Origin of the sequence: Bradyrhizobium sp. WSM471 (assembly GCF_000244915.1) — a bacterium.
Taxonomy (GTDB): Bacteria; Pseudomonadota; Alphaproteobacteria; order Rhizobiales; family Xanthobacteraceae; genus Bradyrhizobium.
In genome coordinates this window covers 4,908,979-4,935,955 of record NZ_CM001442.1, presented here as the reverse complement: position 1 = coordinate 4,935,955, position 26,977 = coordinate 4,908,979, and the positions used below count along the sequence as shown (strand labels likewise).

The following is a 26,977-nucleotide window of genomic DNA, read 5'->3' as shown; positions in this document are numbered from 1 at the left end:
CAGTCCATTGCCGTCGCAGGTCGGATTTTTGCGTGATGGGCGTCACAGAGCCGGAACTTGCCTTTTGGCAGGCTCCGCCTAGGCTGCGCATACTGCTATCTGGGGCTGTCATGGGCGCGTTTCGCTGGCTTTTATCGTGTCTTTTCATCGGACTGTCCTGCGGCTCAGCACAAGCCGAGCGCCGCGTCGCGCTGGTGATCGGAAACTCCGCCTACAAGAGCGTGCCGAAGCTTGCCAATCCGGCGAACGATGCCGCCCTGGTCGGTGGCATGTTCAAGAAGGCGGGGTTCGACTGGATCGACGTCAGGGCCGATCTCAATGCCTCCGCGATGCGAAAGGCTCTGCGCGATTTCGGCGGACGGGCGCGAGACGCCGAGGTCGCCGTCATCTATTACGCCGGTCACGGCATCGAGCTCGACGGGACCAATTACCTGATCCCGACCGATGCCACTCTGGAGACCGACAGCGACGTTCTCGACGAGACCGTGGGGCTTGATCGTGCGCTGTTCGCGGTCGAGCCCGCGAAGCAGCTTCGGCTTATCATTCTCGATGCCTGCCGCGACAATCCGTTTGCCAAGACCATGAAGAGGACTGTTGCTGCACGCGCTATCGGCCGCGGTCTTGCCAAGATCGAGCCGACCAGTCCGAATACGATGATTGCATTCGCCGCGAAGGCGGGGTCAACGGCTTCGGATGGCGATTCCAGGAACAGCCCATTCGCTGCAGCGCTTGTCGAGCGCTTGCCGACACCGGGCCTCGACTTGCGCAAGGCGTTCGGATTCGTCCGCGACGATGTATTGAAAAACACCGGCTACAAGCAGGAACCCTATGTCTACGGCTCGCTCGGCGGCGAAGATGTCTCGCTCGTCCCCGCAAAGCCGGTCGTTGCCGGACCGCAGGCAAACCCCGACAGCGAGATCCGGCGCGACTATGAATTGGCGCTCCAGCTCGGCACTCGCGATGTGTGGGCCGCCTTTCTCAACCGATATCCAAGCGGGTTCTACACCGACTTGGCCAAGGCCCAGCTGAATCGGATTGCTGCCGAGGATGCGCGTGCTGCGGCCGCAGAGAAGGCTCGGCAAGCCGAAGAAGAGAAGGCCCGGCTCATCGTCGACCGAGCCAAGAAGGGCGAGCAGGACAAGGCGGCAGCCGCCGCCAAGGCGGCCGAGGATGCCCGGCTCGCCGCCGAGAAGGCCAAGCAAGTCGAGGAAGCCAAGGCGGCCGCAGCCGAGCAGCGGAGGAAGGAGGCCGAGGCGGCAGCTGCGACGGCGCTCGCCGACAAGCTCAGGGCCGAGAAGGCCCTCGCCGACAAGCTCGCGAGCGACAAGGCCGTTGCCGAACTGGTCGGGAAGCAGGCGGCCGAGAAACAAGGCTCTACCGCCGCGGAGGAGAAGATCGCAGCTGTAACACCTTCTTCGATCGTGCCAGCGATGTCACCGCAGGAAGTGACAAGACTGGTGCAGTCAGAACTCCGCCGCGTCGGTTGTCTGGCAGCCTCGGCGGATGGCGACTGGAACGCTTCGTCACAGCGCTCCCTGACGCTGTTCAACAAGCATGCGGGGACCAAACTAGACACCAAGCTCGCGAGCTTCGATGCGCTGGATGCCATCAAGGCGAAGTCAGGCCGGGTTTGTCCGCTGGTTTGCGATCAAGGTTTCAGAGCAGAGGGGGATGCTTGTACGAAGATTGTCTGCAAGAGCGGCCTTGAGCTCCAGGAGGATGGAAGTTGCACGCGGCCCAAGAGCGGGGCGACAGCCCGATCTTCGCCGGCGGACGCCGCAGGCACGAATGCGAAACCGCAACGATCGATTCCGTCCGTCGATTTTTCGTCCGGTCGCAAACTCCCCGGAGAGCCGCCGGACGGGTCAATTCCAACCGGTGCGCGAATGATCGTCCAAAGCAGCGCTTGCGGTCGCGGACAGGTGCTGGAGCTGATCGGAGGATCTGTCGCTCACGGCGTTCGTCGCCAGAAGCGATGCATTTCAGCTAATTGATCGCAGCGGCCCCGCAATGGTCAGTCGCGTGAGACCCCAGGGAGACCAAATGCATCAATTCCGCTCATTGATCGAACTCGGTCAATTTTGCTCGATCTCGCAATATGATTTGTCGCTGGGACTGCCCGATGAAGCTGAGAATGTCACGGTCCCTGAGTTGTGACAGGGCACGTGACACCGTTTCCAGCGTCAGCCCCAGATAGTCCGCGATATCGCGACGGTTCATGGGAAGGCTCATCACTCCGGCCGCAGTCAAGCGGACGTCCATTTCGATCAAGAAAGCCGCGACTTTCTCGATTGCCGTTTTCCTCCCGAGTAACAGCATGTGAGTTTCGGCATGTTGAAGGCTGCCCGTGACGAGCCTGAGCACATTGTTCGTCGCGGTCGCACTGCCACACTTCTGTTCGACGACATTCTGGCGATCGGTCAGCCGGACAATCGTTTCGACAATCGCCTCAGCGGTAAATCGGTGAGCTGAACCGTTCTCGACGCCGAAGATATCACCGGGTAGATGAAAGGCCATGATCTGTCGCCGACCGTCAGCCAACAATTTATAGCTCCGAACCGCTCCGCTCTTGACCTGGTAAAGATATTGGATCGGCTCCGCTTCTCCGAAGATCTCGGTGCCGCGTCGATACTTGAATTCGCTGCAAAACACCGCGTGCCCGGCGAGCGCATTCAGTTCGCTCGAGCTTGGCCGTTGAGGCACAATTTGTTGCTTTCTTACGAGCATCGTTCCTCCCCCGCGTTTTGCGGAACCCAACTGAGGGTATGGGAAAAAGCGGCAGGCAAGGTTGAGGAAGATCAAGTTCAATGTGATGAGCGCAGCGGTACGGAAGCAAGGCGACAAAGGCCGCCAGCTCTTGGGTGCGCTGGCGGCTCAATTGGGGGAAGTCGCTGGGTTCGCTAGGCACTGTTTTGGTTTAATGATCCGCCGGCAGACCATGTTGATCTGAATCGAGTTAAGCCCTTGCCGCAATGATCACGGGCGGAGGCGTAAACCAAGATGCCTGTGGTGGTTCAGATTTTTGAGTTCGCGGCCAACGCACGTCCGCTCGAAGATGTGCCGCAAAGCCGGGACCACGTCTCCGTATTGCGCTATGTAGCTTCTGGGTTCGGTTCTGCGCAGCCGCGCAAGGGCCCTGCAGCGCGTCCGGGACACGAGAGGATGGGGCGCATAATGAAACGGGGCCCGAAAGGGCCCCGCAAAAGTCTTCTACGTTCCGCGATCTTCTTACTTGATCTTGGCTTCGCGGAATTCGACGTGCTTGCGCGCGACGGGATCGTACTTCTTCTTGACCAGCTTGTCGGTCATGGTGCGCGAATTCTTCTTGGCGACGTAGTAGAAGCCGGTGTCGGCCGAGGACACGAGCTTGACCTTGATGGTGACCGCTTTGGCCATGTTCAGAACCTCAGGAATGAAGGGAATCTGGAGCCGGCCAAATGGCCCGCGTTGGCCGGCAACCTAGCCAGAAACGGCCTGATGTCAAGATTTTAGGGCTCGAAAAGCACCCAAATCGGCCCGATCAGGCCTCGAAGAACCGGTTTTTAGGCCGCGGCAGGCCGAGATTCTCCCTCAAAGTGGGCCCTTCGTACTCTTTCCGGAAAATCCCGCGGCGCTGCAGCTCCGGGACCACCTTGTCGACGAAATCGTCGAGGCCGGCGGGCAGGAACGGGAACATGATGTTGAAGCCGTCGGAGCCGCGCCCGACCAGCCATTCCTCCATCTGGTCGGCGATGGTTTTGGCCGTGCCGACGAAGGATAGCCCGCCATAGCCGCCGACGCGCTGGGCGAGCTGGCGCACCGTGAGCTTGTCGCGCGCGGCGAGGTCGACCATCCGTTGGCGGCCGCTCTTGCTGGCGTTGGTTTCGGGGATTTCGGGAAGCGGTCCATCCGGATCGAAGCCGGAGGCATCCGTGCCGAGGATGACCGAGAGCGAGGCGATGGCGCTGTCGTAATGCACGCGGCTGTCGAGCAGCGCACGCTTCTCCCTGGCCTCGTCGACGCTGTCGCCGACCACGACGAAGGCGCCGGGGAGAATCTTGAGGTGTTCGGGATCGCGGCCGACCTTCTCCATGCGGCCCTTGATGTCGGCATAGAGTTTCTGGCTGTCGGCAAGGCTGCCGCCGCCGGTGAAGACGGCTTCCGCGGTCTCTGCCGCGAGCTGCCTGCCGTCCTCGGAGGCGCCGGCCTGCACGATCACCGGCCAGCCCTGGACCGGGCGGGCGATGTTGAGGGGGCCGCGCACTTTCAGATATTTGCCGTGATGGTCGAGCACATGCATCTTCGCGGGATCGACGAACACGCCGCTTTCGACATCGCGCACGAAGGCGTCGTCGGCAAAGGAATCCCACAGGCCCGTGACGACGTCGTAGAACTCGCGGGCGCGCTTGTAGCGCTCGCCGTGCTCCATGTGGTCGTCGAGGCCGAAATTCAGGGCCGCATCCGGGTTCGAGGTGGTGACGATGTTCCAGCCCGCACGTCCGCCGCTGAGATGGTCGAGCGAGGCGAAGCGCCGCGCGACGTGATAGGGCTCGTCGAACGTGGTCGAGCCCGTCGCGACCAGGCCAATCCGCTCGGTCACGGCCGACAGCGCCGACAGCAGCGTGAACGGCTCGAACGAGGTGACCGTGTGGCTGCGCTTGAGCGCATTGACCGGCATGTTCAGCACGGCGAGGTGATCGGCCATGAAGAAGGCGTCGAACTTGCCGGCCTCGAGCTTCTGGATCAGCGTCTTGATGTGGCCGAAGTTGAAATTGGCGTCCGGCCAGGCCCCGGGATAGCGCCAGGCGCCGGTGTGGATGCTGATCGGGCGCATGAACGCGCCAAGCTTGAGTTGCCGTTGTGCCATCGCCCGGTGTCCGTTCTTGGTGTCGTTCCGGAAGACATAGGCATGCCGCGGAACTCCGCCATCGGGGAAGGCGGGAAGATTATTTTGTTTTTGAGTGGCCGCTCAGCACATTCCCGTCATTCCGGGGGGCCGCGTAGCGGCGAACCCGGAATCCATCGAGCAGCAAGGACGGTGATGAATGGATTCCGGGCTCGCGCTTCGCGCGCCCCTGAATGACGGAGGAGAGACGTGGGCCCGCGCGGCCAGTCAGCTCAAAATATCCTTCTGCATCTTGCCGCCGTAGAAATGGAAGAACGGCACCGGCGCATCGTGGCGGAGCGGGCCGGTGGCGAGGCGCGCGTCGAGTTCGTTGAGCACGTTGCGCGTCATCGGATGCAGATCGGCGAGCGGCTTTGAGCCGAGCTCGACCCAGACCAGCTCGACCAGCTCGGCATCGGCATGGATGACGCCGTCGACGCGATGGGCGATCGCGGAGGCGTCCGCCGTGAAGAAGCGCGTGTCGAAGCGCTTGACGCGACCGGGCGGGGTGATCGCGCGCGCGATCAGGAACAGGCTGGACGGGTCGGGCAGCAGGCCCGCATCCGCGAACGGCCTCCAGGCGCCTTCGAGCTTGGCCTTCACCTCGGCTTTGCGCCCGAGGCAGAGACCGGTCTCCTCGCAGGCCTCGCGGATCGCGGCAATCGCCAGCGACTTCGCGCGCGAGGCGGGCGTCTTCGGACTGCCCTTGGCGAGATTGGCTTCAAGCTCGGCGGTGACGGGCGCCGCGCACGGCACGCGATAATCGTCCTTGTCGACGCGGCCGCCGGGGAAGACGAACTTTCCGGGCATGAACACCACGTTGTCGTGGCGCTTGCCGACCAGCACTTTTGGAATGGCTCCGCTGCGATCGACCAGGATCAGTGTCGCGGCATCTTTCGGGCGGAAATAGGGATGGTGATCGGCTTCCTTGCCCTCGTGGATCTTGGCCTTGTCGGCTGTCTGCGACGTATCCGTCATGTCCTCACCCAAACCACTTCTTGCTTACTTTGCTTACACCGGCGGAATACCATCCGTCGGGTTGTCGTCAAACCCATGCATGCGCAGAGCCCATTGCAATCCGACCACGGCTCCCTTCACCGGCTGCAGCAGTGCCAGCGAGGCGGCGAAGGTGAAGGGCAGATAGGCCGCGAAGCTGATCCAGACCGGCGTGGAGTAATTGGTCTCGATCCAGAGGACGGTGGGCACCACGATGTGGCCGACGATGACGATGACGAGATATGCGGGCAAATCGTCGGCGCGGTGCGGCGTGACATCGAGGCCGCAGACCGAGCAATTGTCCGCGGTCTTGAGAAAGGCGCGGAACAGCTTTCCCTTGCCGCAGCGCGGGCAGCGGCCGCGAAAGCCGCGCCTCATCGCAGCAAAGACGTCGCGCTTCTCGACGAGGCCGGTCTCGCGGGTCCAGATCTTCGGCGCCGTGCTCACCATGCCTTGCCCTTCTGGCCCTTGCCCTTGCTTTTTCCCTTGGCTTTTTTGCCCTTCCCGGGCTTTTTCGGCCTGTCCGGCTTGCGCTTTTTGTCGGGGCTGCGCCCGGGATGCGCCTTGAACGAGGGGCGGCGCTGCGGACCGGAGGACCTGCGACCGCGGGGCGCGGTCTCACCGGTCGAGGACAGCAGCTCGAAGCGCAACGCGCCTGCGATGGGAGCCGCTTCGATCAGGCGGACGTCGACGACGTCACCGAGCTGATGCATGGTGCCGCTGCGTGTGCCGACCAGGGCGTGGCGGCCTTCGTCGTAATTGAAATATTCCGTGCCGAGGGATCGGATCGGGATCAGGCCGTCGGCGCCGGTCTCAGCCAGCTTGACGAACAGGCCGGCGCGCGTGACGCCGGAGACACGGCCCTGGAAGCTCGACCCGATGCGGTCGGCGAGGTGATGGGCGATCAGGCGGTCGACGGTCTCGCGCTCCGCTTTCATCGCGCGCCGCTCGGTCACCGAGATGTGGGCTGCGACTTCGCTCAACGTTTCCGGCGTCTCGGTGTCGGGCAGCGCGCCTTCGCCGAGGCCGAGCGCGCGAACCAGCGCACGGTGCACGACAAGGTCGGCATAGCGGCGGATCGGCGAGGTGAAATGCGCATAGCGGCGCAAATTCAGGCCGAAATGACCGTAATTCTCCGAGGAGTATTCGGCCTGCGCCTGGGCGCGCAGCACGACCTCGCTCACCAGCGGAAAGTGGTCGTGACCTTCGAGCTGCGCCAGCACGCGGTTGAACAGAGCGGGGCGCAACGCGCCGCCCTTTGCGAACGGAACGTCCAGCGTCGCCAGGAATTCCGCGAGCGCGTGGACCTTTTCCAGGGTCGGCTCGTCATGCACGCGGTAGATCAGCGGCAGCGATTTCTTCTCAAGCATCTCGGCTGCCGCGACATTGGCGAGGATCATGAACTCCTCGATCAGCTTGTGCGCGTCGAGCCTGTCGGGCACGACGACGCGGTCGACCGTGCCGTCACTCTTCAGCAGGATCTTGCGCTCGGGCAGATCGAGATTGAGCGGATCGCGCTCGTCTCGCGCGCGCTTGACGCAGGCATAGGCGGCATAGAGCGGCCTCAGGATCGGATCGAGCAGGGGGCCGGTGGTGTCGTCCGGCCTTCCGTCGATTGCGGCCTGCGCCTGGGCATAGCTCAGCTTGGCTGCAGAGCGCATCAGGATGCGATGGAAGCTGTGCGATCGTTTCCGCCCGTCCGGGGCGATGATCATCCGCACCGCGAGCGCGCCGCGCGGCTCGCCCGGCACCAGCGAGCACAGATTGTTGGAGATGCGCTCGGGCAGCATCGGCACGACGCGGTCGGGGAAATAGACCGAGTTGCCGCGGTCGAGCGCGTCGCGGTCGAGCGCGGTGCCGGGCCGCACGTAGAAGCTCACGTCGGCGATGGCGACATCGACGATGAAGCCGCCCTTGTTGTTGGGATCGGGATCCGGCTGCGCGTGCACCGCGTCGTCGTGATCCTTGGCATCCGGCGGATCGATGGTGACCAGCGGGACGTCGCGCCAGTCCTCGCGCCCCTTCAAATTGGCCGGCTCCGCCGCTTCGGCCTCGCGCTCCGCCGCGGGGCGGAATTGCAGCGGGATGTCGTGCGCGTAGATCGCGATCAGGCTGATCGCCTTCTCCGACTTGACCGAGCCGAGCTTCTCCTTGACGCGGCCTGACGCCAGCCCAAAGCCGCGCGAGCGGATGATGTCGACGCTGACGAGATCGCCGTCCTGCGCGCCGTGCGTCTCGGTCGGGGCGATGTTCAGCTCGCGGTCGGCGGACTTCTTGTCGACGGGGATGATCCGCCCGCCGCCTTCGGGCAGGCTGCGGAAGACGCCGAGGATGCGGCTCTTGGTCTTGTCGAAGACCTTGATGATGTGGCCGCGATAGGCCGGGCCTTCGGTTTCATCCGAGCGCTCAACGCGCAGCAGCGCGCGATCGCCAACGCCGGCCGCGGTGCCGGGCTTGGGCCGGCGCGGCATCGTGATGAGGATCTTTGGCGGTTCGCCGCTTTCGACCTCGTCCCATTCGGTCGGGGAGGCGACCAGCTCGCCGTCGGCGTCGCGGCCGGTGATGTCGGCGACCAGCGTCGGCGGCAGGCTGTCCGGCTCTGAAATCGTATGGCGCTTTTTCTTGACGAGCCCGTCGTCGGCGAGCTCGCGCAGCATGCGCTTGAGCTCGATGCGGTCGGCGTTCTTCAGGCCGAACTCGCGCGCAATTTCGCGGGTTCCGACCTTTCCGGGATTTGCCTTGATGAAGGCGACGATGGCTGCCCGGTCGGGAAAGCCACGGTCATTCTTGCGTTTCACTTAACCTCTATTTGGTGCCGGCACTTTTCTTGGCCGGAGCTTTGGCGCCAGCTGCCTTGGTCGGCGACGTCTTGATGGCCGAAGTCTTGGCCGTCGACGACACGGCGGCGCGCGCCTTGCTGGTGGATTCGGATTTGGGTTTGGCCGCCTTCTTCGCGGCCGGCTTTTTGGTTTTTGGCGCGGCGTCATCGCCGTCGGCGGCCTTCGCCGCAGCCTTCTTGGCCTTGGCCGGCTTAGCCGCCTTCTTCGGCTTCTTGCCGCCGCCCTTGGCCGCGCGCTCGTCGATCAACGCGATCGCCTGCGGCAGCGTGATGGCGTCTTTCTCGATGTCGCTCGGGATCGTCGCGTTGACGCCGCCGGCCGTGACGTAGGCGCCGTAGCGGCCGCCCTTCACCGTGACGGTGCCGAGGGTGGGATGATCGCCGATCGCTTTGCCGGGATCGGCGCCGAAGCGGCGGCTCGGGCCCTTGGCGATCTTCTCCGCGATCAGGGTCACCGCGCGGTTGATGCCGATGTCGAACACTTCGTCGCCGGCCTCGAGGCTGGCATAGGTCTTCTCGTGCTTCACGAACGGCCCGAAGCGGCCGAGACCCGCGGTGATAGGCTCACCGGTTTCCGGATGCTTGCCGATCTCGCGCGGCAGCGACAGCAGCTTGAGCGCAAGCTCGAGCTCGACATCTCCAGGGGACGTCCCCTTCGGAATGCCTGCGCGCCTCGGCTTCTCGCCCTCCGCATAATCCTTCTGCTCGCCGAGCTGGATGTAGGGGCCGAACCGGCCGGCCTTGACCCAGACATCGCGCCCCGTATCAGGGTCCTGGCCGAGCGAGCGGTCAGCCGTGGCCTCGCCGTCGGCGGCGAGCTGACGGGTGTAGCGGCATTCCGGATAGTTCGAGCAGCCGACGAAGGCGCCGAACTTGCCGGCCTTGAGATTCAGCCGCCCGTTGCCGCAGCTCGGACATTGCCTGATGTCGCCGCCGTCGGTGCGCGCCGGATAGATGTGCTGTCCCAGCATGTCGTCGAGCACGTCGAGCACCTGCGCCACGCGCAGATCCTTGATCTCGTCGACGGCGCCGATGAAGCCGGTCCAGAAATCCTTCAGCACCTGCTGCCAGGAGATCTCGTTGTTGGAGATGCGGTCGAGCTGCTCTTCCAGATTGGCGGTGAAGTCGTATTCGACGTAGCGGGCAAAGAAGCTTTCGAGGAACGCGACCACGACGCGGCCCTTGTCCTCGCCGTGCAGGCGCTTCTTCTCGAGCTTGACGTAGCCGCGGTCCTTGAGGACCTGGAGGATCGAGGCATAGGTCGAGGGCCGGCCGATGCCGAGCTCTTCCATGCGCTTGACCAGCGAGGCCTCGGAGAAGCGTGGCGGCGGCTCGGTGAAGTGCTGGGTGACGGCGAGCGACTGCCGCTTCAGCGCGTCGTTGGGGCTCATCGCGGGCAGGCGGCGGGAGTCCTCGTCCTCCTCGTCGTCGCGGCCTTCCTGATAAAGTGCGAGGAAGCCGTCGAACTTGACGACCTGGCCGGTGGCGCGCAGGTCCAGCGTGCGGCCGCCGACCTTCGCCGTGATGTCGACCGTGGTGCGTTCCAGCTCGGCCGATTCCATCTGGCTCGCGATGGTGCGCTTCCAGATCAGTTCATAGAGTCTCGCCTGGTCGGATTCGAGCTTGCGGCTCATGCTGTCGGGGCGGCGCGACATGTCGGTCGGCCGGATCGCTTCGTGGGCTTCCTGGGCGTTCTTGGCCTTGGCCTGGTACTGGCGCGGCGCGTCCGGCACGTAAGCGTTGCCGTAATCCTCGCCGATCACCTTGCGTGCCTGGGTGATCGCGGACGGATCGATCTGCACGCCGTCGGTACGCATATAAGTAATGAGTCCGGTGGTCTCGCCGCCGATGTCGATGCCTTCATAGAGCCGCTGCGCGATGCGCATGGTGTGCGCCGGCGCAAAGCCATATTTGCGGCTGGCTTCCTGCTGCAGCGTCGAGGTCGTGAAGGGCGCCTGCGGATTGCGCCGGGCCGGCTTGGCATCGACCGCGGTCACGGCGTAGGCGGCTGCTTCCAGCGCCTTCTTGAAGTCCTCGGCTTCCGCGCCGGTGCCGATGTCGAGGCGCTGGATCTTCTTGCCGTCGGCGCCGACCAGACGTGCCTCGAAGGCGTCGCCGCGCGGCGTCAGCAGGGTCGCGATCAGCGACCAGTATTCGCGCGCAACGAACTTTTCGATCTCGAGCTCGCGGTCGCAGACCAGCCGCAGCGCCACCGACTGCACGCGGCCGGCCGAGCGGGCGCCCGGCAGCTTGCGCCACAGCACGGGAGAGAGGGTGAAGCCGACCAGATAGTCCAGCGCGCGCCGCGCCATATAGGCGTCGACCAGCGCACCATCGATCTGGCGCGGATGCTTCATGGCGTCCGTGACGGCCTGCTTGGTGATGGCGTTGAACACCACGCGCTCGATCTTGTGGTCCTTGATCGCACGCTTCTCTTTCAGGACCTCCAGCACGTGCCAGGAGATGGCCTCGCCCTCGCGATCAGGGTCGGTGGCGAGAATCAGGCGATCGGCGTTCTTGAGGGACTTGGCGATGTCGTTGAGCCGGCCGGCCGCCTTGGGGTCGACCTCCCAGATCATCTTGAAATTGGCGTCGGGATCGACGGAGCCGTTCTTCGCGGGCAAGTCGCGGACATGGCCAAACGAGGCCAGAACCTCGTAGGACGAGCCCAAATACTTGTTGATCGTCTTGGCTTTCGCCGGCGACTCCACAATGACGATATTCATGTAGTTCCAGTAACTTATGGGGAAATTTGGGGCCGAATTCGATGAGATTCGGGTCGACCCTTTCGTCCCGAACATGGGTGGTGAGGCCCTCGCTGTCAAATCGAGGGGTGTTGAAAGCCATCCCGATGGGAAAAGTTTCATATCGAGAAAGTTGCAAATTACCACCTTTGAGTTGCGGCCGATGTCGGCGTAATGTTTCTGCGGGGCGATGGATTCGGGTGGGGGCTGGTGACTAAGCCAGGAAAGAAACGGGCGGGCGCCGCAGCGCGCGCGGCGGGAGGCTCGCGTCACGAGGAACCGGGGGAGGGTGGCGTCGAGGAGGCGGTCGCCTTCATCGCCGAGCAGGTCGGGGCACTGCGCGAGCTTGCCGAGCGGCACAAGCTGGACGTGCTGCATTATCTCCTGGGAATGACCAAGCTGGAGGCCGACGAGCATCTGCGGCTACGGAGCAAGCGCAAGCTGTCGTGAAGCCACCCGGCCAGTATCAGACCCGCCATCCGCGCGCGAGCGCGTAGCAAAGCATCGCGCCGGGAGCCTCGAGGATGAGCGGCCGGGATTCAGCCGGGCTGTCGTCCTTCGAGGCTCGCCCTGCTTTGCACGACGAGCACCTCAGGATGAGGGCGAGAGATTGGAGCTTGCTGCGCCAAAGTCCTTGTGCGAGCCAGGGAAGAAACGGGCGCGCGCCGGATCTGGTACGCCGGGCCTATCTGGGCTGGTGAACTGCCGCGCTCGCGCCGGCGACCAAACGGACATGAAGAACGCCTTCAACCCAGAGTCCCGGGCGGGCAGGCTGCCCAGCGACGTTCGCGGCCTGGTCATCGTCGCCTCGCTGATCGGAGGATTGATCCTCTGGTTCACGATCACCGGCCGGACGGACCGCGCCATCTATCGCGGCTTCGACCCGGCATGGGCGGAGACCGGTGTCGTCCGTCTCAAGACAGATCCGGCGGGCAATTACGTGATCGAGCGCAATGCGGAATTCGACGCAATGAAGATCGGCTGCGTCTACGATCTCAACTATGACAACGTGTTCGGCCGCCATAATCAGAGCAGCACCCGCATCAAAACGGTCCGCCAGGCTACTCTCGTAGGATGCTAGCGAGACCGCCTCTGGCTGCCTTGCTGCGATGAACGACGCGGTTTGAGCGTCGTATCGGCTTGCGTCAGCAGCCGCCCGTCCTCCGCGCGCAGCTCGAGCTTTTTCACCGGGCGGCCTTTCTCGCGATCGACCAGGATGGTCGCGATCTCCGACGGGCGATCGTCGAAGGCCTCGCTCCATTGCCGCAGGGCTACCAGGATCGGGAAAGTACCGCGGCCCTTTTCCGTCAACACATACTCCTGATAGGCGCTGCCGTCCGACGCGGGGGCCGTCGTCAGGATTCCGTGGTCGACCAGTGCGCTCAGCCGCGTCGACAAGATGTTTTTGGCCATGCCGAGCTTGCTCTGAAACTCGCCGAAGCGGCGCAGGCCGAACAGCGCCTCGCGGATGATCAGCACCGACCAGCGGTCGCCGATCGCTTCCAGCGATCGCGCGATCGGACACGCATCGCCCTCGAAGCTCGTTCGTTTCACCATGGTCTGGTCCTTTCGCGATCGCACGGTCCTGTCGCCGATCACGCGCTCGTGTGGTTGCATCATAAAACCATATGTCCTAGATGGCAATCGTAGTTTTATGATGCAACCACTGGAGGCGAACGTGAGACTGAAGAACAAGACGGCCCTGATCACCGGCGGCAATAGCGGCATTGGACTGGCAACGGCAAAGCTGTTCGTGGCCGAGGGCGCCAAGGTGGTGATCACCGGGCGCAACAAGGAGACGCTCGAGGCGGCCGCGAAGGAGCTCGGTCCGAACGCGCTCGCGCTGGCCGCGGACGCCACCGACATCGCCGCCACCGAAGCTGCGATCAAGAAGGGCGCCGAAAAGTTCGGCAAGTTCGACATCGTGTTCGCCAATGCCGGCATCGCCGGCGGCACGCCGCTCGGTTCGGCCACGCTGGAGGTCTTCGAGAAGGTCATCAGCACCAATCTGACCGGCGTGTTCTTCACCGTTCAGTCCGCGCTGCCTTATCTCAACGACAACGCTTCGATCATCCTCAGCGGCTCGGTGATCTCCGTGCTCGGCATTCCCGGCTATTCGGCGTATGGCGCCGCCAAGGCCGGCGTGCGGGCGATGGCGCGGATCATGGCATCAGAACTGTCGCCGCGCGGCATTCGCGTCAACGTGGTCGCGCCCGGTGCGATCCGCACGCCGATCTGGGGGCCTGCGACCGCGACGCCCGAAGCCGAGAAGGCGTTCGAGAAGCGGATCGCACTGACGACGCCGCTGGGGCGCATTGGTGAAACAGATCACGTCGCGAAGACGGTGCTGTTCCTCGCCTCCGACGATTCCGCGCATGTGCAGGGCCAGGAAATCTTCGTCGATGGCGGCGCGGTCGCCTCGCCGAGCGGCGCGCCGATCTATCGCGGCTGATCGATTGAAGTGAAAATTGAATCGGTCGGCGCGCGCAAACCGGTTGCGCCGGCCGGTTCCCACGCCTCGCGAGCTGTATTTTCTGAACCTTGCGTGAGGCGTTGAACCTTCGCTTGCGCTGCCAAGACACTTTTACGGGCAGGGTCACGAAGACTCATTTTCAAGGGAGCCCGATATGCCAAAGGCAGCTCGTATTATTTCCCCGATTTCAGCACCGCGTATTTACACCGAAAACTCCGCAGCTCCCGCCAAGCGTTCCGACACCTCCGAGTTCATCGGGATCGTTCTTTTCTCCGGCATCGGCCTGTTCGTTTCGCTGGTCGCCGTCATCCTGGGCATTCAGGGCGCCTGGTTCTAACTTCGCCGATCGCGCGCCGTTCAATCAGCCGCCGCGACCGAGTTGCGGCGGCTGATGATGTGCGGGTTGCCTCAGGCCGCGCGCAGGGTGGTCGCCGCCTCGAGCGCGCTTGCGAGCGACTTCTCGCGATGCTCCGGCCCGACCTGGATTCCATCGGCGGTGATGAATTCGGGATGATGAATCCCGATGAAACCGAACACGCCACGCAGATAGCTTTCGAGGTGCTCCAGCGACGCGGTGGGCGTGCCCGCGCCGTAATAGCCCCCACGCGAGATCGCGAAGATCACGCGCTTGCCGCCGGCAAGGCCCTGCGGTCCGTTCGCGCCGTAGCTGAACGTCTTCCCCGCCACCAGGATCCGGTCGATCCAGGCCTTGAGCTGGCTCGGAATCGTGAAATTGTACATGGGCGCGCCGATCACGACGATGTCGGCGGCGAGGAACTCGTCCAGCGCGGCCTTACTGGCGGCGAGGTCGGGGCCGAGTTCCGCCGGTGCAGGCGCGCCTTGCGCGGCCGCGAGATGCGAACCGGAGAGATGGGCGAGCGGGCTCTGCGTCAGGTCGCGATAGACGATGTCGAGCGATGGCGTCGCCTGCCTGAGACGGTCGACGATGGCGGCGGAGACCTGCCGGGAAACGGAGTGGGGGCCGAGCACGCTGGAGTCGATGTGGAGGAGTTTCATTCGGGATCACCCTGGTATAAGTTTGTAACCAGAGCTACATGAGTGACTATCGAAATCCTCGCAAGAACGCACCTTTTTGAGCCATGGGCACATCCCTGAAACCTGCGCACATCGATTTGCCCGCCGCACCAAGGCCGGATCCCAACCATGCGGACTGCCGCGGCGTCGCCTCGATCCTCGCGCGCGTCGGCGACAAATGGAGCGTGTTCGTCATCATGATGCTCAGCGATGGGCCGAAGCGCTTCAACGAGCTCAAGCGCATGATCAACGGCATCTCGCAGCGGATGCTGACCTTGACGCTGCGCGGGCTCGAGCGTGACGGCCTGGTCACACGCACGATCTTCCCGACCATTCCGCCGCGCGTGGATTACGAGCTGACCGATCTCGGCCGCGGGCTGCAGCAGCCGGTGAAGGCACTCGGCGAATGGGCGATCACGCATCAGGAGCAGATCGCCTCGGCGCGCACGCGCTTCGACGAGCGGAACACTCCTTAAAGCAGCGAGACCAAGCCTCCGCCGTGGCGTTCGAGCCGGCCGGCGAGTTCGAGCTCCAAGAGCACGGTGCGCACGATCGCAGGCGAGGCGCCGGACATCCGCACGAGATCGTCGATCGTGACAGGGGCAGGGCCGAGCAGGCCGGTGATCTGGTCGCGGTCGTGTCCTTGCGGGTCGCTTTCGAACGGCTCGCTGTCCGGCTCGCGCGCGGTGCGCATCAGCGGCCGCTCCATGATCGGTGCGACAGCGTTGACGACGTCGGCGGCTTCGGTGACGAGCGTCGCGCCCTGCTTGATCAGATCATTGGTGCCGGCGGCGCGCGGATCGAGCGGCGAGCCCGGCACAGCGAACACTTCGCGGCCCTGTTCGGCGGCCATGCGCGCGGTGATCAGCGAGCCCGAGCGATGCGCCGCCTCCACCACGACCACGCCGAGCGCGGCGCCCGAGATCAGCCGGTTGCGGCGGGGGAAGTCGCGGGCGCGCGGCTCGTGGCCGAGCGGCATCTCGGAGATCGCGGCACCCTTGCGGTCGAGGATCGCTGCGAGCAAATCGCCATGCTCGGGCGGATAGATGCAGTCATGGCCGCCGGCGAGCACGGCGATGGTGCCGCTCTCGACGCTGGCGCGGTGCGCGGCCTGGTCGACGCCGCGGGCGAGGCCGGAGATGACGACAAAGCCTGCTTCTCCAAGTTCGCGGGCGAGCTGACCGGCGAATTTCAAGCCTGCACCGGAGGCGTTGCGCGAGCCGACGATCGCGATCATCGGCCGCATCAGCGTTGCATTGTCGCCGCGCACGGCGAGCAGCGGCGGCGCATCGTCGAGGGTTGCCAGCCGCGCGGGATAGCCGTCCTCGCCGGGCGCGAGCCAGGCGATGCCGAACTTGCGGCTCGCGGCGAGTTCGGCTTTCGCCTCTTCGGCGCTACAGATGCGCGCCGATCGCTGCGCACCGCCGCGGCGTGCGAGATCCGGCAGCCGCTCCAGCGCCGCGCGCGCCGTGCCGAAATGATCGACCAGCGACCGGAACGTGCGCGGCCCGACATTGTCGGACCGGATCAGCCGCAGGCGGTCGATCCTGTCGGCCTCGGTCAGCTCCACGCTGGGATTGATGGCGTCCACGGCAGCTCCTTGCAGGCGCAGCATGGAACAACCTGAGGGCGTAGGCAACAGCGACGTGCGCTTGCGCGGCGTCGGCCCGATGCTAAAAGCGATACCAATAAGAAGGGTATTGCCATGATCTCACTCGCCGATCTCCAGCGCCGCATCGAAGCGGGCGAACTTTCGCCCGAGGCCGCCATCGCGCAATCGCATGCGGCCATCGAGGCCAGGGAGAAGGACGTCCACGCCTTCGTCCGTCACGACAGCTCCGCGAAGGCGCAAGGCGCCGGGCCGCTGCGCGGCATCGCGGTCGGGATCAAGGACATCATCGACACCGCCAATTTTCCGACCGAGATGGGATCATCGATCTATCGCGGCTGGCAGCCGCGCGCGGACGCGCCTGTCGTGATGATGCTGAAACGGGCGGGCGCCACCATCATCGGCAAGACCACCACCACGGCGTTCGCCTCGCGCGATCCGACCCCGACGCTCAATCCGCACAATCTCGGCCATACGCCGGGCGGCTCGTCCTCGGGCTCGGCCGCGGCCGTCGGCGCCGGCATGATCCCGCTGGCGCTGGGCACCCAGACCGGCGGCTCGGTGATCCGCCCCGCCGCCTATTGCGGGACCGCCGCGATCAAGCCGTCGTTCCGGATGCTGCCGACGGTCGGCGTCAAATGCTATTCATGGGCGCTCGACACGGTCGGCCTGTTCGGCGCGCGCGCGGAAGATCTCGCGCGCGGACTGCTCGCGATGACCGGCCGCACCGAATTCGCCGGCATCGTCCCGGCGAAAGCGCCGCGCATCGGCGTCGTCAGGCAGGAGTTCGCCGGCGACGTGGAGCCGGCCGCGGAGGAGGGGCTGCAAGCCGCGATCAAGGCGGCGACGCGGGCGGGCGCCAGCGTGCAGAACATCGATCTGCCGCAAGCGGTGCAGGAGGCCTGGCGCATTCATCCGATCATTCAGGACTTCGAGGCGCATCGCGCGCTCGCCTGGGAATTTTCCGAACGCCACGACGAGATCGCACCGATGCTGCGCGCCAGTCTCGATGCGACGGTCGGTCTCACACCCAAGGACTACGACGACGCACGCCGGATCAGCCGTCGCGGGCGTCGCGAGCTTGGCGAGTTGTTCGAGGGGTTCGACGTGCTGCTGACCTATTCGGCGCCGGGCACGCCGCCGGCCAAGGAGCTCGCGAGCACCGGCGACCCCCGCTACAACAGGCTGTGGACGCTGATGGGCAACCCTTGCGTCAACGTGCCGGTGCTCAAGGCCAATGGCCTGCCGATTGGCGTGCAGGTGATCGCGCGGTTCGGCAACGACGCGCATGCGCTGGCGACGGCGTGGTTCCTGGAGCAGGCGCTGGCGAAATCAGGCTAGCGCAGGTTCGCGGGCAACGATGCGCTGGCCGGATGCGGCCGGCGCTGCGCCGTGATCGGTACCTTGCTTGAGCCAGCGCCCGGCGGCCTCGCGGCCGCTGCGGTGAAGCGCGCGAATGAAGCCGCGGCCGAGATCGGTGGACGAGCGCTGCGCCAGGCCGTCGACGAAATCTTCCGCGGCGATCCTGGAGAGCCTCAGCGACGATGCGGCCTGCGATTGCGCCCATTCAATCGCCGCGATCTCGGCATTGAGGGCGGCGTTGGCCGCGATCTGGTCCAGCCTGCGGTCGATCGCGGCGAGCGTGATCGGCACGTAGCTGTCGCGCGCCGGCGTGACCTGGACCAGCAGGATTTCGGCGCTCGTCGTGTCCTGCACGAGCCGCAGCAGGGGCGGGTTGCCGCCGAGGCCGCCGTCCCAATAAGCCTCGCCATCGATCTCCACCGCGCAATGAACCAGTGGTGGACAGGTCGAGGCCAGCGCGACGTCGGCGGTGATCACGTCGTTGCGGAAGATCTGCTGCTGCCCGTCGCGGATCCGGGTTGCTGCGATCAGCAGCTTCGGGCAGCGCGGGTCGCGCAAGGCGGAAAAGTTGATGTCGCGCGACAGCGCCTGCCGCAGCGGATCGAGATCGAACGGATCGAACTGGCCGGAGCGCAGCGTCGGACCGAACGCGACCGAGCTTCCCGCCGGCGAGAAGCCGCCGATCAGCATCAGCGATCGGAACGAGGCCTCGTGCATCAGCCGGATCCAGAACCGGTTCAGCCGCGCGCGCGCGCCTTCACGGCCACCCTCGGCGAAACCGGAGGCGAGCAACAGCGCGTTGATGGCGCCGGCACTGGTGCCGCTGATGGTGTCGATCGCGATCGATGGCTCTTCCAGCAGCCGCTCCAGCACGCCCCAGGTGAAAGCGGCGAAGGTGCCGCCGCCCTGAAGCGCCAGCGACAGTTTTTGCGGCGGCCATGGGTTGGCGCGGAGCCGCGCGGGTGCAACTGGCGCCGCAGCGATCACGGCCTCAACTGTCAGAGGAGCTTGCGCGATGCGAGCAGGCGGCGGCGCTGGTGGCGCAACGGGCAGAGGCTTGGGAGCAGGAGCCGGCGAGGGCCCCGCGGACCAGATATCCGTCGTCGAGAGCAGCCGGCTTGCTGCGGTGCAGGCAGCACCTCGCAAATCGCCATCGTCTTGCGCGCTGACAATCTTCTCGCTCATTCTGAGCAACCGCGTAGAGCCATGCCCACGATCAGGGCCAAGGCCTGGAACCCGTTCGTCCATACAGCCGTGATTCGGCCGCAAGTTGCGAACACCATTTGCGATATAACGCAGAAGGGGTGCCGCGGTATCCGTGGATTCCCGGCTTATGCCTTCTCGCCGATCCGGCTTTCCTTGCCCGATTGCAGCCGCTTGATGTTCTCGCGATGAGCGTAGAACAACAGCAGCGTCAGCACTGCCGCCAGCGCCGCGAGCGCGGGTTGGCCGAACCACAGCAGGAACAGCGGGGTGATGAACGAGGCCACCAGGGCCGAGAGCGAGGAATAGCGGGCGGTAAAGGCAGTCGCCAACCAGAGCAGGCAGAACACCACCGCGGCCGGCCAGAACAGCCCGAGCATGATGCCGATATAGACGGCGACGCCTTTGCCGCCTTTGAACTTGAGCCAGACCGGGAAGAGATGGCCGAGGAAGGCGCCAAGCCCGGCCAGCATCGCGGCATTGGGACCGGCGATGTAGCCGGCGATCACCACCGCCACGGTGCCCTTGAGCGCGTCGAACAGCAGGGTCGCGGCGGCAAGGCCCTTGCGCCCCGTGCGCAGCACATTGGTGGCGCCGATGCTGCCGGAGCCGATCGAGCGGATGTCCTGGGTGCCGCCGAGCCTGGTCAGGATCAGCCCGAACGGAATCGAGCCGAGCAGGTAGCCAATGGCGAAAGCCACCGGCAGGAACAATTCAAGCGCCATGTCTGCAAATTCCCTGGCTGCAGCTCCGCACGTCAGACATGCTCGTACACCGTCCGTCCGCCGACAATGGTGCGCACCACGCGCCCTGTAAAGCGGGCCTCATCGAACGGCGTGTTCTTGCAGGGCGATTTGAGGTCGGCGGGATCGACCACCCAGGGAACATCGGGGTCGATCACGATGACGTCGGCGGGGCTGCCCGTGCGCAGGGTTCCGCCAGGCAATCCCAAAATCTCGGCTGGCCGGGTCGACATCGCCCGGATCAGCGTCTTGAGGTCCAGCTCATCATTGTGCACGAGGCGAAGGCCCGCCGGGAGCATGGTCTCCAGCCCGATGGCGCCGGGGGCTGCTTCCGCGAAAGGCAGGCGCTTGACCTCGACGTCCTGCGGATTGTGGTCGGACATGATGACGTCGACGAGGCCGGAGGCGACGGCGGCGACCAGCGCGCGGCGGTCGTCCTCGGTGCGCAGCGGCGGCGACAGCTTCAGGAACGAACGGTAAGGGCCGATGTCGTTCTCGTTCAGCGCAAGGTGGTTGATCGAGGCCGAGGCGGTCACGGCGAGGCCGGCGTCGCGGGCGCGCTTGAGCACGTCGAGCGACTCGATGCAGGTCAGTGAGGCCGCGTGATAGCGACCGCCGGTGAGCGCGACCAGACGCATGTCGCGCTCCAGCATCACGGCCTCCGCCGCGTTCGGGATGCCCATCAGGCCGAGCCGCGATGCGAACTCGCCCTCGTTCATCACGCCTTCGCCGACGAGATCGCGATCCTCGGTGTAGTGCACGATCAGCGCGTCGAAATCGCGCGCGTAGGTCAAGGCGCGGCGCATCACCTGCGCATTGATCACGCTCTTGTCGCAGTCGCTGAAGGCGATCGCGCCGGCCGCCTTGAGCAGGCCGAACTCGGTCATCTCCTCGCCGCGCATGCCCTTGGTCAGCGCCGCCATCGGCTGGATGTTGACGATGGCGGTGTCGCGGGCGCGGCGCATCACGAAGTCGACGGTCGCCGAATTGTCGATCACCGGCAAGGTATCGGGCTGGCAGATGATGGTGGTAATGCCGCCGGTCGCTGCCGCCTGGCTCGCGGACGCAAAGGTCTCGCGATGGCTGAAGCCGGGCTCGCCGACGAAGGCGCGCATGTCGATCAGGCCGGGTGCGACGATCTTGCCGGCGCAGTTGACGACATCGGTGCCCTCGGGGACGCCGGCAGCGCCAATGCCGCGGCGGGCCTCTCGGATGATGCCGTCGGCGATCAGGACATCGCCGGGGCCATCGAAATCCCTGCTGGGGTCGACGACGCGGGCGTTGGCAAGCAGGATGGGTCGGCGGTCGGTCAACATGAGCATCACGCGTTCGGCAGGTTGCGGGCGAGCGCTTCCAGCACCGCCATGCGCACGGCCACGCCCATTTCCACCTGTTCGCGGATCAGGGACTGCGCGCCGTCAGCAACCGCAGTGTCGATCTCGACGCCGCGGTTCATGGGGCCGGGATGCATGACGAGGGCGTCTGGCTTGGCGTAGGCGAGCTTCTTCTGGTCCAGCCCGAAATAATGGAAATACTCGGAGGTCGACGGCACGAAAGAGCCGTTCATGCGCTCGCGCTGGAGCCGCAACATCATCACGATGTCGGCACCGTTGAGCCCCTCGCGCATGTCGCGCGCGACCTCGACGCCCATCCGCTCGATGCCGGGCGGCAGCAGCGTGGAGGGGCCGACGACGCGGACGCGGGCGCCCATCGCGTTGAGCAGGATGATGTTGGAGCGGGCGACGCGCGAATGCAGCACGTCGCCGCAGATCGCGACCACGAGGCCTTCGAGCCGGCCCTTGTTGCGGCGGATGGTCAGCGCATCGAGCAGGGCTTGCGTCGGATGCTCATGCGCGCCGTCGCCGGCGTTGATCACGGAACCGTCGACCTTGCGGGCCAGCAGTTCCACCGCGCCCGAGGCGTGATGGCGCACCACCAGGATATCCGGGTGCATGGCGTTGAGCGTCATGGCGGTGTCGACCAGCGTCTCGCCTTTTTTGATGGATGAGGAGGACACCGACATGTTCATGACGTCGGCGCCCAGCCGTTTACCGGCGAGCTCGAACGAGGATTGGGTCCGGGTGGACGCCTCGAAGAAGAGGTTCACCTGCGTCCGTCCACGCAGGACGGTGCGCTTCTTGTCAACCTGGCGGTTGAGCTCGACATATTCTTCGGACAGGTCGAGGAGGCCGGTGATGTCGGCCGCGGAAAGGCCCTCGATGCCCAGCAAATGCCGGTGGCCGAGGACGAAGGTCGATTTCGATGTCATTAAAGCGAGAGCTATAGGCGGGGATGGCCGGGGGGGCAAGGGCCAAAGCCCGGGCGGGGAGTTATCCCCCGACACTTGCCGGAGGGAGGGCTCCGCCCGCCCGTGTTCGGGGCTACCGCTTTGCGCTAGACTCGCGCCATTCGTTGCGTCACGGGCCGGAGCATGACGGGCATGCGGTATTTTAATCGACTGGTGCGCAATGCTGCTGCGCTGGCGGCGGTTTGCCTTGTCGGCGTGGCGACACCGGCGCTGGCGGAGAAGCGCGTGGCGCTCGTGATCGGCAACGACCTCTATCCTAACCTCCCGCCGGACCGTCAATTGAAGAAGGCGACCAATGACGCAACCACCATCGCGGATGCGCTGCGATCACTCCGTTTTGAGATCGTGCTGGGGACCAACCTCGGCCGCCAGGGCATGATCGACCGGCTCGCGGATTTCACCGCGCGGCTCGAGCCGGGCGATACCGCTGCCGTGTTTTATGCGGGGCATGGCGTTGCGATCGCCGGTGTGAACTACCTCGTGCCGAGCGATGTGCCTGCTGTCACCGAGGGCGCTGAAGCGCGGGTGCGCGGCGCCTCAATCGCGGAGCCCGATGTGATCGCGGAGCTCCAGGCGAAGTCGGTGCGCGTGGCCTTCGTCGTCATCGATGCCTGTCGTGACAATCCGTTTCCGCGCGCCGCGGGTCGTTCGATCGGGAACACACGAGGGCTCGCTGATGCCCGGCCCGCGCGCGGGATATTCACACTCTATTCGGCGGGGATCGGCCAAACCGCGCTCGACCAGCTCGGTAGCAACGACACGGCTCATAATTCGGTGTTCACGCGGATATTCGTCGAGCAGCTGAAACGGCCCGAGCTGCATCTCGGAGATCTCGCGGTTGAGGTGCGCGAACGCGTGGCAGCTCTAGCGCTGATCGCGACCGATGGCGGCGGCCAACCCGCGCCGCACGAGCAAACACCGGCCTATTACGACCAGACCCTCGGCGGGCGCATCTATCTCTGGGCGCCGCTGTCGTCGGAGCGGCCAGTGGCGGGCATGCTGGTGAAGCCGCAGGCCGGGCCTGCGGTCGCGGAGCGCGCGACCATGCGTCCACCGCGCCCTTCCGCGCCAGGTGAAAGCTGCGCCCGCAGCGGCTTTGAAACTTATTGCGTCAGTTCGATGCTAAAGCCGCAATTCGGCAATTCATACGGCGCGACGAACCTGTTTGACGCCTCGACGGGGACGGCCTGGGTCGAGGGCGCGCCAGGCAACGGTATTGGCGAATGGGTCACGGTCGAGTTCGAAACCCTGCGACGGGTCAAATCGATCCATGTGCAGAACGGCTACCAGAAGAGCCCCGACATATTTGCCAAGAACAACAGGGTTCGCCAGCTCCGCGTGTTGTTCTCCGGCGGCGAGTCGCAGATCTTCATCCTCGACGACAAGCTGTCGGCGCAGCTGCTGGGATTGCGCTCGCCAATAGCCGCCTTTTGGCTGAAATTCATCATCGACGACGTCTGGGCCGGCAATAAATACACGGATACCGCGATCACAAAACTTCTGGTCAACTCGGATACGGTGCAATGACCGCAAAGACTGGGATCGCGGCGCGCGCAGCGCTTATTGGGCTGCTGGCGACGTCAGCCCTCGCGCCGGTGCGGGCACAGACATTGCCCGGCGGTTTCGTCTATTTGCGCGACATCGACCCCAGCATCATCCAGGACATCCGCTACGCCACCGCGAACAATTTCGTCGGCCGTCCGCTCGCCGGCTACGGCGCCGGCGAATGCGTGGTGAAGCGGGAGGTGGGCCTGCGGCTGAAGGCGGTGCAGCAGGAACTGGCGGCGCAAAATCTCTCGCTGAAGATGTTCGACTGCTACCGGCCGGCGCGGGCCTCGCTCGACATGGTCAAGTGGTCGCAGAACGGCCACGAGACCGCCGCCGAGCGGCGCTACAATCCCAAAATTCCCAAGACCGAGCTGTTCCGCCTCGGCTACATCGCAAGCCGCTCGCAGCATTCGACGGGTGCTGCGCTCGACCTCACGCTGGTCGATCTCAAGGCCGACAATTCAGGCAAATACGACCCGTCAAAGGCCTACGCCGACTGTACCGCGCCGGTCGAGTCGCGCCCGCCCGAGGGCAGCGTCGACATGGGCACCGGCTATGACTGCACCGACGTGAAAGGGCACACCGCCGCACCGTCGATCAGTCCGGACCAGCGCGCCTGGCGCAAGCGGCTCGTGGCAGCGATGGCGAGGCAAGGCTTTGTGAACTATGCGAAGGAGTGGTGGCACTTTTCACTGCCGGGGGCGGGAGGGGCGGCCTATGATTTCCCGATCCAGCCCCGGCGGAACTGATTCCGCGCCGAGGACACGAGATGACCCAGCCCAGCTTCGCGACCCACGAGGTCTTCAACCAGTCACCGCCGTTCGAGGACGTCGATCTGTTCGCCGTGGACCAGCCGCTGGTCGCGGCGGTCAGGACCAATGGCGGCGCGGCTGCGGAGCGGGAACTATCCGAGTTCGGCAAGCATTGGGGCTCGGCTGCGATGGCCGACCGGGGGCGCGCCGCAAACGAGAACACGCCGAAGCTGCGCAGCTTCGATGCCAAGGGCAATCGGCGCGACCAGGTCGAGTTTCATCCGGCCTATCATGAACTGATGGCCCACAGCGCCCGGGCCGGCGTGCACAATTCGACCTGGACCGCGGATGGAAGACCCGCGGGCGATGCCGCCGAGGTCGTCCGCGCGGCAAAATTCTACATGGCCGCGCAGGTCGAGACCGGCCATCTCTGCCCGATCACGATGACGCGCGCCTCCGTGGCGGCGCTGGCGATACAGCCTGATCTGCTCGCCAAAGTGATGCCAGTGCTGTCGACGAAGAGCTACGATCCCTCCTTCGCGCCGTGGTGGGAGAAGCGCGGCATGACGCTCGGCATGGGCATGACCGAGAAGCAGGGCGGCACCGACGTGCGCGCCAACATGACGCGCGCGGTGCGCGACGGCGATGCCTACCGCATCACCGGCCACAAATGGTTCATGTCGGCGCCGATGTGCGACGCCTTCCTTGTGCTGGCCCAGGCCGACCAGGGACTGACCTGTTTCTTCATGCCGCGCTTCGCGCCGGATGGCTCGGTGAACGCGATCCAGTTCCAGCGGCTGAAGGACAAGCTCGGCAACCGCTCCAATGCGTCGTCCGAGGTCGAGTTCGTCGGTGCCTATGCGGAAGCCGTCGGCGACGAGGGCAAGGGCATCCGCACCATCATCCAGATGGTGCAACTCACCCGGCAGGATTGCGCGATCGCCTCGGTTGGCCTGATGCGCTCGGGGCTCGCCCACGCGCTGCATCACGCCCGGCACCGCAGCGTGTTCCAGAAACATCTAGCCGATCAGCCCTTGATGCAGGCCGTGCTCTCCGACATGGCCTTGCACGTCGAAGCAAGCACAGCCTTGGTGATGCGGCTCTGCCGCGCCTTCGATCGGACGCCGCACGATCCGGCTGAGGCCGCCTACATGCGGCTGCTGACGCCTGCGATCAAATACTGGACCTGCAAGAGCGCGCCGCCGTTCCTCTACGAAGCCATGGAATGCCTCGGCGGCAACGGCTATGTCGAGGACGGCGTTCTGGCGCGGCACTACCGGGAGGCGCCGGTCAACGCGATCTGGGAAGGTTCGGGCAACGTCATGTGCCTCGACGTGCTGCGCGCGCTCTCGCGCGAGCCGGAGGCGGCGATGGCGGTGCTGCAAGCGCTTGCTGCCGAAACGAACGGTCTGCCAGGGGCAGGTGATGCCGTCTCGTTCATCGGCAAGACTTTCCGACGCTCGGACGGCGAACGCGTCGCGCGCCTTGCGGTCGAGAAGCTGGCGCTGCTTGCGGCCGCCGCCGCCCTCAACGGCGTGTCACCGCGTCAAGCCGAACTGTTCGCCGCCACGCGCCTCGCCACGAACCACGCCAGCATGTACGGCGCGGTCGATCTCGAGAGCGGCGATGTACGCGCGCTGCTGGAGCGGGCGCTGCCGTGAGCCTTCCTAACGAAAGCGCTTTAATGGACTCCCTCAATCCCGATCATCCTCCGCTCACCGGGACGCCGGCGCCACCGCGGGTCTGGAAATTCTGGGGCACGGCACTGTGGGGCATCGCTATCTTCGCAGCCATGTTCGTCGGGCAGATCGGGGCCATCGTCTATCTGGTCTGGGTCGCCCGCGACCCCATCGACCTCGCGTCGATGCAGCACGTCGGCGGCGAGCCGGCGTCGCTCGCGTTGTCGGTCACGATGGGCCTGCCGGCGACGCTGGTCGCCGTGTGGCTGGCGATCCGCATCAAGAAGGCCTCCTTCGTCGACTATCTCGCGTTCTATTGGCCGTCCTGGAAGCAACTCCTGTTCGGCGCCGTCGGGCTGATCCTGATCGTGGTGGCCTGGGAGACGATGTCGCGGAGTCTCGGCCGCGAGGCGACGCCGGGCTTCATGACCGATCTGTTGAAATCCGGCCGTGACAAGGGCGCCGCCGTGATGCTGCTGTTCGCCTTCAGCGTGGCGGCGCCGATGTCCGAAGAGGTTTTGGCGCGCGGCTTTCTCTACCGCGGCTGGTCGGCGAGCTTCCTGCGCGTCCCCGGCGCGATCATCCTCTCGTCGCTGGTGTGGACGGTCGTGCACCTGCAATACGACCTGTACTTCCTCGCCGAGGTCTTCTCCATCGGTCTCTGGTTCGGCTACATGCGCTATCGCAGCACCTCACTGTGGCTCACGATCGTGCTGCATGCGCTGAACAATCTGACGGCGGTGGTGCTGACGATGTGGTTGGGGAGCTGAGGCCCCATACTCCGTCATTGCGAGCGAAGCGAAGCAATCCAGAATCTTTCGG

Annotated in this window: 25 protein-coding genes; 11 read left to right on the top strand and 14 right to left on the bottom strand. The window is 65.2% G+C overall.

The features are described 5' to 3' along the window. Positions 1 to 110: 110 nt before the first annotated feature. Positions 111 to 1,994: a caspase family protein gene (locus BRA471DRAFT_RS22080; RefSeq protein ID WP_083843257.1), complete on the top strand. Its 1,884-nt coding sequence runs from the start codon at positions 111 to 113 to the stop codon at positions 1,992 to 1,994. Positions 1,995 to 2,058: 64 nt separating this feature from the next. Here BRA471DRAFT_RS22080 and BRA471DRAFT_RS22075 read toward each other — a convergent pair whose 3' ends face one another. The 7 genes from BRA471DRAFT_RS22075 to topA form a co-directional block, all read right to left on the bottom strand. Continuing rightward, the gene (locus tag BRA471DRAFT_RS22075) at positions 2,059 to 2,727 is read right to left on the bottom strand and encodes a helix-turn-helix domain-containing protein (protein ID WP_007611247.1); all 669 of its coding nucleotides are present in this window, start codon (positions 2,725 to 2,727) and stop codon (positions 2,059 to 2,061) included. A gap of 501 nt (positions 2,728 to 3,228) precedes the next feature. Continuing rightward, the gene (gene rpmG, locus BRA471DRAFT_RS22070; protein WP_007603295.1) at positions 3,229 to 3,396 is read right to left on the bottom strand and encodes a 50S ribosomal protein L33; all 168 of its coding nucleotides are present in this window, start codon (positions 3,394 to 3,396) and stop codon (positions 3,229 to 3,231) included. Between the two features lie 124 nt (positions 3,397 to 3,520). Further along, positions 3,521 to 4,846: an LLM class flavin-dependent oxidoreductase gene (locus BRA471DRAFT_RS22065; protein ID WP_007611244.1), complete on the bottom strand. Its 1,326-nt coding sequence runs from the start codon at positions 4,844 to 4,846 to the stop codon at positions 3,521 to 3,523. A 246-nt stretch (positions 4,847 to 5,092) separates the two neighbouring features. Continuing rightward, positions 5,093 to 5,842: an NUDIX hydrolase gene (locus BRA471DRAFT_RS22060; RefSeq protein ID WP_007611242.1), complete on the bottom strand. Its 750-nt coding sequence runs from the start codon at positions 5,840 to 5,842 to the stop codon at positions 5,093 to 5,095. Between the two features lie 33 nt (positions 5,843 to 5,875). Then, positions 5,876 to 6,310 carry a DUF983 domain-containing protein gene (locus BRA471DRAFT_RS22055; RefSeq protein WP_007611241.1) on the bottom strand — a complete coding sequence of 145 codons (435 nt, stop codon included), beginning with the start codon at positions 6,308 to 6,310 and terminating at the stop codon, positions 5,876 to 5,878. Continuing rightward, positions 6,304 to 8,658: a ribonuclease R gene (gene rnr / locus BRA471DRAFT_RS22050; protein ID WP_007611240.1), complete on the bottom strand. Its 2,355-nt coding sequence runs from the start codon at positions 8,656 to 8,658 to the stop codon at positions 6,304 to 6,306. The genes BRA471DRAFT_RS22055 and rnr overlap by 7 nt, the downstream gene beginning before the upstream one ends. Before the next feature lie 7 nt (positions 8,659 to 8,665). Continuing rightward, positions 8,666 to 11,425 (bottom strand): type I DNA topoisomerase, encoded by a 2,760-nt coding sequence (gene topA / locus BRA471DRAFT_RS22045; protein WP_007611239.1) that lies wholly within the window; start codon positions 11,423 to 11,425, stop codon positions 8,666 to 8,668. Positions 11,426 to 11,653: 228 nt separating this feature from the next. Between topA and BRA471DRAFT_RS22040 the strand changes: the two genes are divergently transcribed. Next, positions 11,654 to 11,893 (top strand): hypothetical protein, encoded by a 240-nt coding sequence (locus tag BRA471DRAFT_RS22040; protein ID WP_035975069.1) that lies wholly within the window; start codon positions 11,654 to 11,656, stop codon positions 11,891 to 11,893. A gap of 283 nt (positions 11,894 to 12,176) precedes the next feature. After that, positions 12,177 to 12,524 carry a hypothetical protein gene (locus tag BRA471DRAFT_RS22035; RefSeq protein WP_007611237.1) on the top strand — a complete coding sequence of 116 codons (348 nt, stop codon included), beginning with the start codon at positions 12,177 to 12,179 and terminating at the stop codon, positions 12,522 to 12,524. Here BRA471DRAFT_RS22035 and BRA471DRAFT_RS22030 read toward each other — a convergent pair. Beyond that, on the bottom strand, positions 12,521 to 13,000 hold the full coding sequence (locus tag BRA471DRAFT_RS22030) for a helix-turn-helix domain-containing protein (protein ID WP_007611236.1): 480 nt from the start codon (positions 12,998 to 13,000) through the stop codon (positions 12,521 to 12,523). The genes BRA471DRAFT_RS22035 and BRA471DRAFT_RS22030 overlap by 4 nt on opposite strands. A gap of 121 nt (positions 13,001 to 13,121) precedes the next feature. Between BRA471DRAFT_RS22030 and BRA471DRAFT_RS22025 the strand changes: the two genes are divergently transcribed. Further along, a complete protein-coding gene (locus tag BRA471DRAFT_RS22025; RefSeq protein ID WP_007611234.1) occupies positions 13,122 to 13,895 on the top strand; it encodes an SDR family oxidoreductase in 774 nt (257 codons plus the stop codon). A gap of 175 nt (positions 13,896 to 14,070) precedes the next feature. Next, positions 14,071 to 14,253 carry a hypothetical protein gene (locus BRA471DRAFT_RS22020; protein ID WP_007611232.1) on the top strand — a complete coding sequence of 61 codons (183 nt, stop codon included), beginning with the start codon at positions 14,071 to 14,073 and terminating at the stop codon, positions 14,251 to 14,253. 71 nt (positions 14,254 to 14,324) lie between these two features. Here the strand turns inward: BRA471DRAFT_RS22020 and BRA471DRAFT_RS22015 are convergent, their stop codons facing one another. Then, positions 14,325 to 14,933, bottom strand: coding sequence for an FMN-dependent NADH-azoreductase (locus BRA471DRAFT_RS22015; protein ID WP_007611231.1), 609 nt, complete (start codon positions 14,931 to 14,933; stop codon positions 14,325 to 14,327). A gap of 83 nt (positions 14,934 to 15,016) precedes the next feature. Here BRA471DRAFT_RS22015 and BRA471DRAFT_RS22010 point away from each other — a divergent pair, with 83 nt between their 5' ends. Then, on the top strand, positions 15,017 to 15,427 hold the full coding sequence (locus tag BRA471DRAFT_RS22010; RefSeq protein ID WP_007611230.1) for a helix-turn-helix domain-containing protein: 411 nt from the start codon (positions 15,017 to 15,019) through the stop codon (positions 15,425 to 15,427). Here the strand turns inward: BRA471DRAFT_RS22010 and dprA are convergent. Further along, positions 15,424 to 16,566 carry a DNA-processing protein DprA gene (gene dprA / locus BRA471DRAFT_RS22005; RefSeq protein ID WP_007611229.1) on the bottom strand — a complete coding sequence of 381 codons (1,143 nt, stop codon included), beginning with the start codon at positions 16,564 to 16,566 and terminating at the stop codon, positions 15,424 to 15,426. The genes BRA471DRAFT_RS22010 and dprA overlap by 4 nt on opposite strands. 90 nt (positions 16,567 to 16,656) lie before the next feature. Between dprA and BRA471DRAFT_RS22000 the strand changes: the two genes are divergently transcribed. Continuing rightward, positions 16,657 to 17,901, top strand: a complete 1,245-nt coding sequence (locus BRA471DRAFT_RS22000) for an amidase (protein WP_007611228.1) — start codon at positions 16,657 to 16,659, stop codon at positions 17,899 to 17,901. On the opposite strand, the gene BRA471DRAFT_RS21995 is transcribed toward BRA471DRAFT_RS22000, so the two are convergent. The 4 genes from BRA471DRAFT_RS21995 to BRA471DRAFT_RS21980 form a co-directional block, all read right to left on the bottom strand. Beyond that, positions 17,893 to 19,107, bottom strand: coding sequence for a patatin-like phospholipase family protein (locus BRA471DRAFT_RS21995; RefSeq protein ID WP_007611225.1), 1,215 nt, complete (start codon positions 19,105 to 19,107; stop codon positions 17,893 to 17,895). The genes BRA471DRAFT_RS22000 and BRA471DRAFT_RS21995 overlap by 9 nt on opposite strands. Positions 19,108 to 19,253: 146 nt before the next feature. Next, positions 19,254 to 19,850, bottom strand: coding sequence for a glycerol-3-phosphate 1-O-acyltransferase PlsY (gene plsY, locus BRA471DRAFT_RS21990; protein WP_007611223.1), 597 nt, complete (start codon positions 19,848 to 19,850; stop codon positions 19,254 to 19,256). 32 nt (positions 19,851 to 19,882) lie between these two features. Then, positions 19,883 to 21,184, bottom strand: coding sequence for a dihydroorotase (locus BRA471DRAFT_RS21985; protein ID WP_035974174.1), 1,302 nt, complete (start codon positions 21,182 to 21,184; stop codon positions 19,883 to 19,885). A 5-nt stretch (positions 21,185 to 21,189) separates the two neighbouring features. Further along, positions 21,190 to 22,137 carry an aspartate carbamoyltransferase catalytic subunit gene (locus BRA471DRAFT_RS21980; RefSeq protein ID WP_007603315.1) on the bottom strand — a complete coding sequence of 316 codons (948 nt, stop codon included), beginning with the start codon at positions 22,135 to 22,137 and terminating at the stop codon, positions 21,190 to 21,192. Between the two features lie 171 nt (positions 22,138 to 22,308). Between BRA471DRAFT_RS21980 and BRA471DRAFT_RS35815 the strand changes: the two genes are divergently transcribed. The 4 genes from BRA471DRAFT_RS35815 to BRA471DRAFT_RS21960 are packed head-to-tail and all read left to right on the top strand — an operon-like array spanning position 22,309 to position 26,925. Next, positions 22,309 to 23,703 (top strand): caspase family protein, encoded by a 1,395-nt coding sequence (locus BRA471DRAFT_RS35815; RefSeq protein WP_007611221.1) that lies wholly within the window; start codon positions 22,309 to 22,311, stop codon positions 23,701 to 23,703. Further along, a complete protein-coding gene (locus tag BRA471DRAFT_RS21970; RefSeq protein ID WP_007611220.1) occupies positions 23,700 to 24,473 on the top strand; it encodes a M15 family metallopeptidase in 774 nt (257 codons plus the stop codon). Before BRA471DRAFT_RS35815 ends, BRA471DRAFT_RS21970 begins: the two co-directional genes overlap by 4 nt. A 20-nt stretch (positions 24,474 to 24,493) precedes the next feature. Further along, entirely contained in the window at positions 24,494 to 26,137 is a 1,644-nt protein-coding gene (locus BRA471DRAFT_RS21965) for an acyl-CoA dehydrogenase family protein (protein WP_007611219.1), read from the top strand. A 23-nt stretch (positions 26,138 to 26,160) separates the two neighbouring features. Continuing rightward, positions 26,161 to 26,925 carry a CPBP family intramembrane glutamic endopeptidase gene (locus tag BRA471DRAFT_RS21960; RefSeq protein ID WP_007611218.1) on the top strand — a complete coding sequence of 255 codons (765 nt, stop codon included), beginning with the start codon at positions 26,161 to 26,163 and terminating at the stop codon, positions 26,923 to 26,925. The last annotated feature ends 52 nt before the right edge of the window (positions 26,926 to 26,977 follow it).